Annotated in this window: 13 protein-coding genes; 6 read left to right on the forward strand and 7 right to left on the reverse strand. The window is 74.4% G+C overall.

Annotation, left to right across the window (positions count from 1 at the left end; genetic code table 11):
• The first annotated feature begins 147 nt into the window (after positions 1 to 147).
• Both ACFW6A_RS15605 and ACFW6A_RS15610 read left to right on the forward strand, forming a co-directional pair.
• Entirely contained in the window at positions 148 to 990 is an 843-nt protein-coding gene (locus ACFW6A_RS15605) for a PP2C family protein-serine/threonine phosphatase (protein WP_386641003.1), read from the forward strand.
• A gap of 134 nt (positions 991 to 1,124) precedes the next feature.
• Positions 1,125 to 2,159, forward strand: a complete 1,035-nt coding sequence (locus tag ACFW6A_RS15610) for an MASE1 domain-containing protein (protein WP_351845553.1) — start codon at positions 1,125 to 1,127, stop codon at positions 2,157 to 2,159.
• 15 nt (positions 2,160 to 2,174) lie between these two features.
• On the opposite strand, the gene ACFW6A_RS15615 is transcribed toward ACFW6A_RS15610, so the two are convergent.
• Complete coding sequence (locus tag ACFW6A_RS15615; RefSeq protein WP_386641006.1) at positions 2,175 to 3,113, reverse strand: DMT family transporter; 939 nt, start codon at positions 3,111 to 3,113, stop codon at positions 2,175 to 2,177.
• A gap of 96 nt (positions 3,114 to 3,209) precedes the next feature.
• Between ACFW6A_RS15615 and ACFW6A_RS15620 the strand changes: the two genes are divergently transcribed.
• The 3 genes from ACFW6A_RS15620 (at position 3,210) to ACFW6A_RS15630 (ending at position 5,585) form a co-directional block, all read left to right on the forward strand.
• Entirely contained in the window at positions 3,210 to 4,136 is a 927-nt protein-coding gene (locus ACFW6A_RS15620) for a LysR family transcriptional regulator (protein WP_351845557.1), read from the forward strand.
• Positions 4,137 to 4,362: 226 nt separating this feature from the next.
• A complete protein-coding gene (locus ACFW6A_RS15625; protein ID WP_351845559.1) occupies positions 4,363 to 4,554 on the forward strand; it encodes a hypothetical protein in 192 nt (63 codons plus the stop codon).
• Positions 4,555 to 4,562: 8 nt separating this feature from the next.
• Positions 4,563 to 5,585, forward strand: a complete 1,023-nt coding sequence (locus ACFW6A_RS15630) for a DNA topoisomerase IB (RefSeq protein ID WP_386641009.1) — start codon at positions 4,563 to 4,565, stop codon at positions 5,583 to 5,585.
• Between the two features lie 31 nt (positions 5,586 to 5,616).
• On the opposite strand, the gene ACFW6A_RS15635 is transcribed toward ACFW6A_RS15630, so the two are convergent.
• The 5 genes from ACFW6A_RS15635 to ACFW6A_RS15655 all read right to left on the reverse strand — a co-directional run bounded on the left by ACFW6A_RS15635 (position 5,617) and on the right by ACFW6A_RS15655 (position 11,185).
• The gene (locus ACFW6A_RS15635; protein ID WP_351845563.1) at positions 5,617 to 6,249 is read right to left on the reverse strand and encodes a GNAT family protein; all 633 of its coding nucleotides are present in this window, start codon (positions 6,247 to 6,249) and stop codon (positions 5,617 to 5,619) included.
• Between the two features lie 33 nt (positions 6,250 to 6,282).
• Positions 6,283 to 7,179, reverse strand: coding sequence for an alpha/beta fold hydrolase (locus ACFW6A_RS15640; RefSeq protein ID WP_386641012.1), 897 nt, complete (start codon positions 7,177 to 7,179; stop codon positions 6,283 to 6,285).
• 273 nt (positions 7,180 to 7,452) lie between these two features.
• Positions 7,453 to 9,375, reverse strand: a complete 1,923-nt coding sequence (gene htpG / locus ACFW6A_RS15645; RefSeq protein ID WP_386641015.1) for a molecular chaperone HtpG — start codon at positions 9,373 to 9,375, stop codon at positions 7,453 to 7,455.
• 80 nt (positions 9,376 to 9,455) lie between these two features.
• Positions 9,456 to 10,109: a type III effector protein gene (locus tag ACFW6A_RS15650; RefSeq protein ID WP_351845569.1), complete on the reverse strand. Its 654-nt coding sequence runs from the start codon at positions 10,107 to 10,109 to the stop codon at positions 9,456 to 9,458.
• A 113-nt stretch (positions 10,110 to 10,222) separates the two neighbouring features.
• Complete coding sequence (locus ACFW6A_RS15655; protein ID WP_351845571.1) at positions 10,223 to 11,185, reverse strand: hypothetical protein; 963 nt, start codon at positions 11,183 to 11,185, stop codon at positions 10,223 to 10,225.
• 127 nt (positions 11,186 to 11,312) lie between these two features.
• On the opposite strand from ACFW6A_RS15655, the gene ACFW6A_RS15660 reads away from it, so the two are divergent.
• The gene (locus ACFW6A_RS15660; RefSeq protein WP_386641018.1) at positions 11,313 to 12,335 is read left to right on the forward strand and encodes an ArsR/SmtB family transcription factor; all 1,023 of its coding nucleotides are present in this window, start codon (positions 11,313 to 11,315) and stop codon (positions 12,333 to 12,335) included.
• Between the two features lie 49 nt (positions 12,336 to 12,384).
• On the opposite strand, the gene ACFW6A_RS15665 is transcribed toward ACFW6A_RS15660, so the two are convergent.
• Positions 12,385 to 12,789: a hypothetical protein gene (locus ACFW6A_RS15665; protein WP_351845575.1), complete on the reverse strand. Its 405-nt coding sequence runs from the start codon at positions 12,787 to 12,789 to the stop codon at positions 12,385 to 12,387.
• Between the last annotated feature and the right edge of the window lie 36 nt (positions 12,790 to 12,825).

The following is a 12,825-nucleotide window of genomic DNA, read 5'->3' on the forward strand; positions in this document are numbered from 1 at the left end:
CGGGGCGCGGGGGCGATGAGATGCGGGCGCGGTGGCCTTTGGGCAGAGTGGGGAAGGAACCTTCCACATCGAGGTGGTCCCCTGTGATCCTGCGCGCCGGAGACGGAACGGACTGATGCGAGGATTCCCGTGACGGCGGAGTGACCGATGTTCCGCAGACGGCCGGCCGACAGCAGCGAGGACCTCCTGGTCCGGCTCGGGTCGCTGACCGCCAGGGCGCGGGAACTGGCCGAGACGCAGCGTTCCCGCGTCGAGCTCGCCGTGGCCCTGCAGCGCGACATGCTGCCCCGGGAGCTTCCCGGTTTTCCGGGCGCCCGGCTGGCCGTCCGCTACGAGCCCGCCAACCACGGGCTCAACGTGGGCGGTGACTGGTACGACGCCTTCCCCCTGCCCGGCGGGCGGATCGGCATGTCCATCGGCGACGTGCAGGGGCACAACATCGAGGCCGCCGCCTTCATGGGGCAGGTCCGCGTGGCACTGCGCGCGCTGGCCTCCGTCACCGGGGACCCGGGAGAGCTGCTCGGCCGCACCAACGACCTGCTGATCTCCTTGGGCGCCGACCTCTTCGCCACCTGCACCTTCCTGCGGCTCGACCCCGCCGCCGGCACCCTGGAGTGCGCCCGGGCCGGTCACATCCCCCACATCTGGGCCACCACCGACGGCCGCTCCGGCATCGACGACGGCGAGGGCGGGCCTCCGCTCGGCGTGTTCCGCGGCGTCGAGTACCCCACCGCCCGCCACCGGCTCACCACCAGCGGTGTCTTCGTCCTCCTGACCGACGGGGTGGTGGAGGGGCCGTCGCTCCACCTCGACGACGGTCTGGACCGGGTGATACGGCTCGCCGGGATCACCGCCGTCGCCGGGTTGGACGTCGACGCGCTCGCCACCGCCGTCATGAAACTGGCGGCCACGGTGGGGCACGAGGACGACGCGGCCGTCCTGGTCGTCGGCCATGACGGCGGCCCGGCCGGCCCCGCGGCCGGGGAGTGAGGGGAGAGGGGACGCGCCCCGGTTCGGCCCGCACCGGCTCGGGCCGGACCTCGCGCCGGTCCCGGACCGTACCGGACGGCGGCGGCCGACACGCAGGGCTCCTTGCCCGGTCGCGGCGGCCCGGGCGGTGTCTGATGGCTGGCGTGTTGGTTATTCGGCAGTTCAGGCCTCTTACCGAGGCGGCTCTGATTTCGCTGGCCGTGGCGGCCTGCTACTACGCGGCCGGACGGCTCGGCCTGCTGGGCGGCCTCGTCGTCGAAAGCACGGTGGTCACCCCCATCTGGCCGCCCACCGGCGTCGCCGTCGCCGCCCTGCTGCTGTTCGGCGCGCGGGTCTGGCCCGGGATCGCCCTCGGCTCCTTCCTCGTCATCGCCTCCCTCACCACCCCGGGGCCCACCACGGTGGTCACCGTGGCGAGCAACACCGTCGCACCGCTCTGCGCCTTCCTGCTGCTGAGGCGGACCGGCTTCCGGCTCGACATGGCGCGGCTGCGCGACGGGCTCGCGCTGGTCTTCCTCGGCGGGTTCGGCGCCATGCTGATCAGCGCGACCGCGGGGGTCGGACTGCAGGTGGTGACGGGCTCCCTGGACAGGAGCGAGTTCTGGGCCGTGTGGCTGGCCTGGTGGGCGGGCGACACGATGGGGGTGCTGCTCGTCGCCCCGCTCCTGCTCGTCCTCGCGGGGCCGGCCGTACGGGTGCGGGTGCGCCGCTGGAAGGAGGCGGTCTTTCTGGGGCTGGCGACCCTGGTCCTCGTCCCCGTGGCGGTGCTCAGCCCGATGAGCCTGCTCTTCCTCGTCTTCCCCCTGCTGGTCTGGACGGCGCTCCGCTTCCAGCTCGCCGGCAGCGTGCTGTGCGCGCTCTTCGCGTCCGTGTTCGCCACCTTCGGGGCGACGTCCGACCGGGGCGCGTTCTTCCGGCTGTCCGACGTCGAGATCATGGTCAAGCTCCAGATGTTCAACGGTTCCGCCTCCCTGACCGCCCTGCTCCTCGCCTCCGTCATCACCGAGCAGCGGGCGACCCGCCGTTCGGTGCGCCGCGCCTGCGAGGAACTGGCGGAGGTCCTGGAGCACCTCGCGGCGGGCGAGCCCTCGCCGGCCCCGTCCGCCGGCTCCCCGCCCGGCCCCGCCGAGGACCGGGCGGCCCCACCCGGCGGACACCGCGATCCGTGACCCCCGCCCCCGCGGTCACCGCCGTACGCCCTGTTCCCGCCGGGAGAGGGGGCGGCCGAGCGGAAGGGCGGCCGGCGTCGGCCGGCGGGTCAGGGCGACGCCGGCGAGGACGACCGCCGCCCCCAGGGCGGTCCGGAGGCCGAAGTCCTCGTGCAGGACGACGGCGCCGAGGGCCACGGAGACCACGGGCAGCAGGTAGCCGACGGTGGCCGTGGGGGTGGCGCCTTCGGCCGCGATGTTCCGGTAGGTGAGGTGGAAGGTGACGCCGGTGGCGACGACGCCGAGGACCACCGTGGCGCCCAGCTGTCCCGGGGTGAACTCGATCGGCGTCAGGCCGCCCGCCGCCAGGGTCGGCGCGGTGAGGACGGTCGCGGCGGTGAGCTGCGCCGCGGACAGCGCGAGGGTCGGGACGCCCCTGCCGACCAGGTGGCGGCCCATGAACAGGAAGCCGACCGCGTAACCGGCCGCCGCGCCGACGATGGCGAGGGCTCCCCAGCCCCCCGCCCCGCCTGCCTCCCACGGCGCGAGGACGAGCACCACCCCGGCGAATCCCAGCAGCAGGCCGGCCACCCGCGCCGGCCGCGGACCGCGTTCGGTGCCGGTGGCCACGCCGAGGAGCAGGGACCACAGGGGGGTCGTGGCGTTCAGGACGCCGGCGACGCCGGAGTCGACGCTCTGCTGCCCGAAGCTGAAGAGGGCGAACGGCAGGGCGTTGCAGAAGAAGGCGGCGACGACGATCCGACCCCAGACGGCCCGGCCGCGGGGCAGCCGCCGGCCGGAGATCCGGCAGAGGGCCAGCAGGGTGACCGCCCCGAGCAGGCACCGGCCGAACGTCACCTGCACCGGCGCCAGCGCCTCCAGGGCCACCTCGATCCAGAGGAAGGTCGAGCCCCAGAGCAGGGCGAGCACGCCGATGCGCGCCCAGGTCCGGCTTCTGTCCGTGACACCGTTCACCGCTTGCCTCCCGATCGGTCCCGTGAGCATCGACGCTGCCGCACACTTCCCGGAAGGACAAGAAAAAGGTTCTGCACCTCCTTTAAGCTGTGCTACATGATGGACGTGAGACGCATGCAGGTCCTGCGCGCCGTGATCAGCAGCGGCTCGGTGACGGCGGCGGCCGCGCACCTCGGCTACACCCCCTCCGCGATCAGCCAGCAGATCGCGGCCCTGGAGAAGGAGGCGGGGATCGCGCTGCTCGAACGGGTCGGCCGGGGAGTGCGGCCCACCGAGGCCGGACTGCTGCTCACCCGGTACACGGCCGTCATCAGCGAGCGCCTCGCCGAGGCCGAGACCGCGCTCGCCGATCTGCGCGCCGGGCGCGAGGGCCGGCTGACCGTCCGGTACTTCGCCTCCGTCGGGCCGACCCTGCTGGCGCCCGCCCTGGCCCGCGTGCGCCGCGCGCACCCGGCGGTCGCGATCGACCCGCGGCTGGCGGACCCCGACGACGCGACGGCCGAGGTGCACCGGGGCGACGCCGACCTGGCCCTGGTCGTCCGGCCGCCGGCCGACGCGCCCCGGCAGGGCCTCCAGGTCGTGCACCTGCTCGACGACCCGTACCGCGCGGTGCTCCCGGCCGGACATCCGCTCGCCCCCCAGCGCGTGCTCGACCTCACCGATCTCGCCGGTGAGCCCTGGGTCCGGAGCGAGCCCCCCGGCCCGTGCCTCGCCCCGGTCACCGACGCCTGCGCCGCGGCGGGCTTCAGCCCGGACTTCGCGGCCACCGCGCAGGACTACGCCACCGCGCAGGGCTTCGTCGCCGCCGGCCTCGGCGTCAGCCTCGTCCCCCGGCTCGGACTGAGCGCCCGCCACCCCGGCGTCGCGGTCCGCCGCGTGAGACGCCCCGAACCGGTCAGGGCGGTCCACGCGGTGGTCCGGGCCGGTGCCCTGGACCACCCCGTCCTGCGCACGCTCCTCGACGCCTTCCGCGAGGCGGCCGGGCCGGGACGGACGGCGCCGGTCGCCGAAGGCCCTTCATAGAATCCGAGTCGTCATGACGGGCGACGAGAGGATTCATCCGTGGACGACGAACGGTGGGAGGAGTTCTCCCGGGAGCGGCCGGGCGGATTCCCGGTGCCCGAGGACGTCCACGAGCAGCTCTGCCGTGCGCGGCGGAAGAGGCTCGGGCCGCCGGACTGACCCTTCCCTCCGGCGGGCCCGTGGAAGCGCGGCGCGTATGCCCGTCCGGGCCGGGTAGGCGCCGACCATGGACGAGACGACCCGGTGGAAGCCCGGCGAGGTCGTGCCGCGCAGCGGCATCTACGCCTGCGACTGCGGCAAGGAACACCTCTGGAGCAAGAGCACCGACGTCCGCGGGCACAGGTTCCCGCCCCTGCCCTACGACTGCGCGGGGCAGGCGTGGACGCTGCGCACCCAGGCGCACCCCGACGCGGACTGACGGCCGCCGTGCGGCTGCGCACCAGCGACCCCCACGCGCCGGGCTGGCGGCGCGTGCCCCACGGCCGCGGCTTCCGCTACCTGGACGCGGACGGCGCGCCGCTGCCCGACGCGGACCGGGAACGGATCCGGGCCCTGGCGGTCCCCCCGGCCTGGCGGGACGTCTGGCTCTGCCCGTGGCCGAACGGGCACATCCAGGCCGTGGGAACGGACGACGCCGGACGGCGCCAGTACCTCTACCATCCGGCGTTCCGCGCGCAGCGGGACGCCGCGAAGCACGAGCACGTGCGGAAGGTGGCCCGCCTCCTGCCCCGCCTGCGCGAAGGGGTCGCCCGTGACCTCGCCGGGCGGGGCCTGACCCGCGCCCGGGTCCTGGCCTGCCTGACCAGGCTGCTCGACCTGGGGTTCCTGCGGATCGGCGGGGAGCGCTACGCCAGGGAGAACGGGAGTTTCGGCCTCACCACGCTGCTGCGGGAGCACGCCGAATGCCGCGGCGGCGAGATCCGTCTCCGCTTTCCCGCCAAGTCCGGCAGGACCCTCAGCCGGAGCCTCGTGGACGAGGAGGCCCACGCGGTGGTCCGGGCGCTGCTCCGGCGCGGGGATCCGGGGCGAAGGCTGTTCGCGTACTGGGAGCACGGGGCGTGGCACGAGGTCCGCGCCGAGGAGCTGAACGGGTACCTGCGGGAGCTGGCGGGGGCGGACGTGACGGCGAAGGACTTCAGGACCTGGTACGCGACCGTGCTGACCGCGGTCGCCCTGGCCGTCTCCGAAGGGACGTCCGACGCCTCCCCGGCCCGGCGGGGGCGGGTCGTGGCCCGCGCGGTCCGCGAGGTCAGCGGATACCTGGGCAACACGCCGGCCGTGTGCCGGGCGTCGTACATCGACCCCCGCGTCATCGAGCTGTACGAGGAGGGCCGCACGATCGCTCCCGCACTCGGCGAGCTGGGGGCGGACGGCCCGTTCGGCGAGCCGGCCACCCACGGGGCGGTCGAGCGGGCGGTGCTGGACCTGCTGCGCCCCCGCCGGCCCTGAACCGGAACGACCGCCCGCCTCCGGGTCCGTTTCACCGCATCGCCTCCGCCTCCGTCCCGTGGGGGCGCGTGCTGCCGGTACCGGGGAGGCGCCGCTGGGCGGGGGGCCTGCGCCGCTCGTCCCACTGGGGTGCGAGCCAGTCGAAGACCAGGTGGTTGTGCCAGCGGCCCTCCTTGAAGTCGACCTCGCGGAAGAGGCCTTGCTCCTGCATTCCGAGGCCGAGGTAGAGGCGCCGGGCGCTGGTGTTGTCCTCCCGGCACATGCACCAGAACCGGTGCCGTCCGAGTTCCTCGAAGCAGAAGGCCGCGGTGAGCCGGGCCGCGTCGGCGCCGGCGAGGGACAGGTTGCGCGCCCTCGGGTGCAGGACGAACGAATGGACGTACGCGCTGCTCCTGCCTTCCAGGTTCACCGCCACGCTGCCGACGAGGGCGTCGTCGTCGTGCTGGGCGACCGCCAGGTGGTAGGTCCGCCGCCGGGGCGAGGCCGCCGCCAGGGCGGCGTGGTGGAGGGCTTCCGCGGCCGCCTGCCTGTCCATCGGGTCCGTGGTGAGGTAGCGCGTGGCCTCGGGGTCGCCCCACATCTCCGCGGCCCGGTCCAGGTCGGACGGCGCCAGCTCCCGGAGTACGACGAACCGTCCGCGGCGGTGCACGAGTCGCCTACCCACGGGCAACGCACCGGCGGGCTCGGAGCGGTCGCGTCATGCGCGCTGCCCCCGCGGTTCCGACGCGTCGAGCGGGCGGGCGTGCGGGACGGCCCCGCCGTCGTGGGCCAGATGGGAGGCCACGATCCGCCCGTACTCGTCCGGACGCTCGACGTGGAGCATGTGGCCGGCGTTCTCGACGACGACGAACCGTCCTCGGGGGTAGCCCGTGGCCAGTCGGCGGGCCCCGTCAGGCGGGGTCAGGACGTCGTCGGCCCCGGTGAAGACCAGCACCGGCACGTCGGGCGGGGACTGCGCCGGGATCCCCGGGGGAAACCACTCGCGGTAGAGATGGCTCCTGAGGTCTTCCAGAACGCCCGGGTCGAGGGCTCCGATCCGGTCCCTGAACTGCGGCACGGGGCCCTGGCCGGCCCCCGCGCCCCCGTCCGCCGCCGTGCCGAAGAAAAGACGCGTCGCCACCTCCAGCAGGGTGGCGCGGTCGCCCCGGTCGCTGGCGGCCTCGGCGCTCTGGAGCCGGGCCCTCAGCTCCGGGCCGGGCCAGGGGCCCGCGCACACTCCGGAGAGGACGACGCGGCGGACCCCCGGCCGGACCTGCCGCAGCATCTGCTGCACCACGAAGCCGCCCAGGCACTGCCCCACGAGGTCGTACCGCGCGAAGCCCAGACTCTCCACGGCCCGCCAGGCGGCTCCGGCCAGGAAGGAGGCGTCGTGGGCGGGCGGCAGGGGGTCGGCCGCGCCGAACCCGGGGAGGTCGACGGTGACGACCGTGGTCCGTGGGGGCAGCGCCTTCTCCAGCCTCCGGGCCCATCCGTGGTTGCGGTGCAGCGCGCCTCCGAAGAGGAAGACCGGCGGGGTGACCTGATCGGGCCCGCGGTTGACGCGACAGGAGTAGGCGAAGCCTTCGTGCCGCAGCGTCAGGATCTCCTCGCTCACAGGGCCTCCCCCGGCACCGGAGGGGTGGGGGCGGGGCGAGGGGGCCACGTCGACGGGCGGGTCACACCGGGAACGTTCATGCCGGGCCAACGAGCCGTGCCGCGATCGGATACGGCGTTGTCCGCTCCCCGCCATGACGCGCGGTCCTCGCTCATGAGGTGCGCGCCGACCGGCTCGCGGGGGAACCGGACCGGGTCGGCGCGGTGGACCGACGCGCACGGCCTCTCCGCCCCACGGGTGGGGCGGAGAGGCCGTGCGGGGCCGCGAGCGCGGTTACAGGGTGCGGGCCAGGCGGTCGGTGAGCAGGCGGGTGAAGCGGGCCGGGTCCGGCAGGTCGCCGCCTTCGGCGAGCAGGGCGCTGCCGTAGATCAGCTCGGCGGTCTCCGCCAGTGCGGGGTCGTCGGCGCCCTTGTCGTGCGCCGTGCGCAGGGCGGTGACGAGCGGATGGGTGGGGTTCAGTTCCAGGATCCGCTTGACCTGCGGCATCTGCTGCCCCATCGCCCGGTACATCTTCTCCAGGGTCGGCGTCACGTCGTGGGCGTCGCCGACGATGCAGGCCGCCGAGGTCGTCAGCCGTGACGACAGGCGGACCTCCTTGACCTGCTCGGACAGGGTGGTGGTCAGCCACGACAGCAGGGCCGCGAAGTCCTGCTCCCGCCGGGCCTTCTCCTCGGCGCCGGTCTCCTCGTCCGCGTCGGCGGACTCCCCGAGGTCGACCTGGCCCTTGGCGATGGACTGCAGGCGGTGGCCGTCGAAGGCCGGGACCCGGTCCACCCACACCTCGTCGACGGGGTCGGTGAGGATCAGGACCTCGTACCCCTTGGCGGCGAAGGCCTCCATGTGCGGGGAGTTCTCGACCGTCGCGCGGGTCTCGCCGGTCAGGTAGTAGATGGTGTCCTGGCCGTCCTTCATGCGCTCGACGTACTCGCGGAGCGTGGTGGTCTTCTCCGGGTCGTGCGTGGAGGCGACCGACACCAGCCCGAGCAGGGCCTCGGTGTTGTCCGCGTCCTCGATCAGGCCCTCCTTCAGCGCCCGGCCGAACTGGTCCCACACCTTCGCGTAGCGCTCGGCGTCCTTGGACTGCATGTCCTTGAGGGCTCCGAGGACCTTCTTGACCAGGCGGCGGCGGACGCCGCGGATCTGCCGGTCGTGCTGGAGGATCTCGCGGGAGACGTTCAGCGACAGGTCGTGGGCGTCCACGACGCCCTTGACGAAGCGCAGGTAGTCGGGCATGAGCGCTTCGCAGTCGTCCATGATGAACACCCGCTTGACGTACAGCTGCACGCCGGACCTGGTGTCGCGGGAGAACAGGTCGAAGGGCGCCTGGGAGGGGATGAACAGCAGCGCCTCGTACTCGAAGGTGCCCTCGGCGCGCATGTGGATCGTCTCGGCCGGCGGCAGCCAGTCGTGGCTGATCTGCTGGTAGAACTCGTGGTACTCCTCCTCGGTCACCTCGCTGCGCGGCCGGGCCCACAGGGCCTTCATCGAGTTCAGCGTGTCGTGGTCGCGGACGGTCCCGCCCTCGTCGTCGGTGCGCTCGGTGGCCATCACGATCGGCCAGCGGATGAAGTCCGAGTACTGCTTGACGATCTGGCGGATCTTCGCTTCGGAGAGGTAGTCGGCGAGCCCGTCCTCGCTGTCGGCGGGCTTGAGGTGGAGGGTGACCGAGGTGCCCACGGGCAGGCCGTCGACGGCCTGGATGTCGTAGGTGCTCTCGCCGTCGGACTCCCACTGGGTGCCGGAGTCGGTGCCGGCCCGCCGGGTGCGCAGGGTGACCTTGTCGGCGACCATGAACGCCGAGTAGAAGCCGACGCCGAACTGCCCGATCAGGTTCTCGGCGGCCGCGGCGTCCTTGGACTCCTTGACCTTCTCCAGGAGGCCGGCGGTGCCGGACTTGGCGATCGTGCCGATCAGTTCCACGAGATCGTCCCGGGTCATGCCGATGCCGTTGTCACGGACGGTCAGCGTGCGGGCCTCCTTGTCGATCTCCAGGCAGATGCGCAGGTCGGCGGCGTCGGTTCCGGCCAGGCCGGGATCGGTCAGCGACTCCAGCCTCAGCTTGTCCAGGGCGTCGGAGGCGTTCGAGATCAGCTCGCGCAGGAAGATGTCCTTGTTCGAGTAGATCGAGTGGATCACCAGGCGGAGCAACTGGCGGGTCTCGGCCTGGAACTCCAGCGTTTCGGCACTGCTGCCCATGGGGTCTCTTTCCGTGTCGGCGTGGTTCGGGGCGGGGCGAGCGGGCCGCACCCGTCGGGTGCGGTTCCGCCCGGCGGGGGTCAGGCGTCGTCGGCGGCCGCTGTCGTCCCCCGGCCTTCGAGGAGGTCCAGGGAGGCGGCGAGGCCGGCGTGGCGGGCGTCGAGGTGGGGGCGCATGCCGGCCAGGGGCGCGACGAGTTCGGCGGCGTCGGCGGCGCCGAGAGCGGCGTGCAGGGCGGCCTGGGCCGAGCGCGCCTCGGGGCCGAGGTGGGCGAGCGCGGTGATCTGCCCGGCGAGGCGGCGCAGGTCGGCGGCGTGGGTGCGGGCCCAGGCGGCGGTGGCGCGTTCGGCGGCCCTGGCCTGGCGGGTGGCCGTCACCCGCTGCTCGCCGGTGGTGCCGGTGGCGCCGGGGCGGCCGCGCAGGTAGCGGCGTTCGGCGGCCTGTCGGCTGGCGACGCCGAGGGGGCCGGCGAGGTCGGCCCAGCTGGCGCCCGCGTCACGGGCGGTCTCGATCAGGCCGGTCTCCCATCCGGTGAGCCGCTCGCGCACCTGCCGCAGCAGCGCCAGGGAGGCCAGGGCCTGCTCGGGACCGGGCCCGGCGGCGTCGGGAGCGCCGTGCCGGGCCCGGCGCAGCACGTCGTCTATGGCCGTGAGGGCCGCCGCGGCGGCGAGAAAGGACGCCGGTCCGCGGGGGTGGTCGGCACGGGTCGTGGACGGCTGGTCGGCCGTGGTCACGGGCACCCCCTCACGATGTCGTCGGTTCGATGACATCATGTGTGTCATCGTTTGGACGACATCCTACAACGGTGGCGGCGCGGTGGGTGGGCGACCCCCTCGCACGGGAGGGGTCACGGGGAGTCGTCGCAGGCGGGGTCGGGGAGCGCGCGCACGAGGTACGGCGGCCGGCCCGGCGGCTCGTCGAGCTGACTGTCGACCACGTAGAGGCGGCACCCGTGCTTCGCCAGCGTGGTGGGCAGGTCGAAGGGTTCGTCCGTGAGGCGGTGGGTGACCGTGCCCGTGCGCAGTTCCCGGTCGAGCCGGGCGATGTAGACGCCCTGCGGGGCCCCGTAGTTGAGCACGGCGTACAGCGTGCGGCCGCGGAGCACCATGCCGTCGGCGCCGAAGGACTGGTCGCCGAGGTCGAGCCGGCTGATCTCCCGGTCGGCGGTGCCGATCCGCCAGACCGCCTCCGTGCCGTTCGACGCGACGAGGAGGGTGGAGCCCGTCCGGTCGGCCACGATGCCGTTCAACAGCCAGTACTGGGGCGGGAACCGGGGGAACGCGGCCCGGACGTCGAGCCAGGGTTCGAGCGGGCCCACGGTCGAGCCCCGGATCTCCGCCCGGTGGATCACGGGGTTGGCCCAGTCGGTGACGTACACCGCGTCCCCGGTCACGGCCAGGTCGTTCAGGTGCGGCGCGCCGAGCGGTCCGTTCTCGGCCGTGCGGCGGGCGAGCAGCCGTCCGTGGCGGTCGTGCACGGTGAGGGTGGCGCCCCCGACGGACAGCACGCGGCCGCGCCGGTCGGTGTGCACGCCCAGGGTGCTGGGGCGGTCCTCCAGCCCGCGCGCCGGGAACGGCGCGAGGTCCGGGGCGTCGATCCGGCCGCGGTAGAGGGTTCCGAGGCCGTCGGAGGAGACGTACAGGGTGCCGTCGGGGGTGATCGCGATCCCCTCGGGCAGCACGCCCGCCTCCCGGGAGACGACGTAGAGGTCGGGCAGGTCCCGCGCGGCGGCGGGTACGGGTGCTCCGGCGAGTGCCGTGAGCAGCAGGGCGGCCGCGAGGCAGGCGGTACGGACGGGAATGCGGCGCATCGGCGCGACCTCCGTGGGAATGCTGCGCGAGTCGAAGGGGACGAGAGGAGCGTGCGGCATCCGCGCGCGGAACGCAGCGCCTTTCGACCCTCGTCGAAAGGGTGCGGCGGGCGGATAATCCCGTGTCATGATCCGTCTTCACTTCACCGCCGAGGACCTGTGCCGGATCACGCTCGCTCCGGCGGCCAACGCGCTGGCGGAGACCGTGCTGGGCGCGAGGCTGGGTCTGCGTCCGGGCGGGCGGGGAGGCGGGGGCCGGAACCCCGGGCAGACGCGTCGCACGCGGTCCGCGGTCCGGCAGTGGGACCGCTCCCCGCGCGGCGGCCCCGGCCTCCGGGCCGGCGTGCTCGCCGAACTGCTCGCGGAGGACGGCTTCGTGCCGGACTTCCTGCTGCAGCCGGGGATCCACGACCTCTCCGGTGCTCTGGAGGCGGCGGTGGCGACGCCCGTGGAGCGGCTGGCGCTCGATCTGGGGATCCCCGAGGCGGAGGGGTGGAACGGCGGCCTGGTCCGGCCCGGCCGGTGGGCGCGCGAGCTGGCCCAGGGCTCCCCGGCCGCGAGCCGGGCCCTGCTCCACGAGACCCGGGACTTCTTCGCGAGGCGGGTGGAACCGCTCTGGCCGCGGATCCGCCGGGACGTCCTCGCCGATCGCGCGCTGCGGTCGGAGATGCTGCTCCGCGGCGGCGTGGAAGCCCTGCTGACGACGCTCGGCACGACCTGGCGGTGGCGGTACCCCACCCTGCACCTGCCGTCGGCGTCGACGTACGACGTCCCGCTGTGCGGGCGGGGGCTGCTGCTGGTCCCCTCGTGGTTCGCGACCGGACCGTCGGTGATGTACCGCCCGGAGGCGGCGACCGTCCTCGTCCACCCCCTGTACGAGGCGGCCGGCGAAGGTGCCGAGGGGGACGAGCGGCCGGAGGCGCTCGCGGCACTCCTTGGCCGCACCCGGGCCCGGGTGCTCGCCCTCCTGCGCACCCCCGCCACCACGACGGCGCTCGCCGAACGCGCCGGCGTCTCCCTCCCGGCGGCCAGTCACCACGCGGGGGTCCTGCGGGCCGCGGGGCTGGTCGACACGGTCCGCACGGGAACGGCCGTCCTGCACAGCCTCACCCCTCTCGGCCACTCCCTGCTGGCCGGAACCGCTCCCTGACGCCCCGTCGCGCCCGGCTCCCCCGCGGGAGCGGTGCCGCGGGGCGGGGTCAGACCAGCAGGACGATCGCCAGCGCGCCCGCCGCGTCGACGACGCCGCACCATTCCGACCAGGCGCGGGGGACGACCCGGCCGGCGCGGTGGTGCGCGAGGTCCCACAGGGCGTGGGCGAACCAGCCGGCGGCCACGACGTACAGCGCGGTCCTGCCGTCCAGGAGGAGGACCGCCGCGGCCCACGCGCAGAAGACGGCGAGGCCGGCGGCCTGGACGGTGAGCGCGCGCCGGTCGCCGAGTTCGCCGCGCGCGGCCCCGAAGGCCAGGTAGCACAGCGGCATGACCACGAGGAGGGCGGCGAGGAAGGAGGTGGGCGGGAGCCCGTCGGCGAAGGTCGCCACGGCGAGGGCGAGGGCGAGCCAGGCCGGCCAGCGGTGGGCGAGGAAGCGGATCGTCGTCATGCGCCCCACTGTCCGGCGCGGGGCCGCTCCGGTCAC

The organism is Streptomyces sp. NPDC058758 (assembly GCF_042746075.1).
GTDB lineage: Bacteria > Actinomycetota > Actinomycetes > Streptomycetales > Streptomycetaceae > Streptomyces.

Coding starts and splice junctions, on each gene's coding strand:
- ACFW6A_RS15605 (WP_386641003.1), top strand. CDS start 148: ATGTTCCGCAGACGGCCGGCCGACAGCAGCGAGGACCTCCTGGTCCGG.
- ACFW6A_RS15610 (WP_351845553.1), top strand. CDS start 1,125: ATGGCTGGCGTGTTGGTTATTCGGCAGTTCAGGCCTCTTACCGAGGCG.
- ACFW6A_RS15620 (WP_351845557.1), top strand. CDS start 3,210: ATGATGGACGTGAGACGCATGCAGGTCCTGCGCGCCGTGATCAGCAGC.
- ACFW6A_RS15625 (WP_351845559.1), top strand. CDS start 4,363: ATGGACGAGACGACCCGGTGGAAGCCCGGCGAGGTCGTGCCGCGCAGC.
- htpG (WP_386641015.1), bottom strand. CDS start 9,375: ATGGGCAGCAGTGCCGAAACGCTGGAGTTCCAGGCCGAGACCCGCCAG.
- ACFW6A_RS15655 (WP_351845571.1), bottom strand. CDS start 11,185: ATGCGCCGCATTCCCGTCCGTACCGCCTGCCTCGCGGCCGCCCTGCTG.
- ACFW6A_RS15660 (WP_386641018.1), top strand. CDS start 11,313: ATGATCCGTCTTCACTTCACCGCCGAGGACCTGTGCCGGATCACGCTC.
- ACFW6A_RS15665 (WP_351845575.1), bottom strand. CDS start 12,789: ATGACGACGATCCGCTTCCTCGCCCACCGCTGGCCGGCCTGGCTCGCC.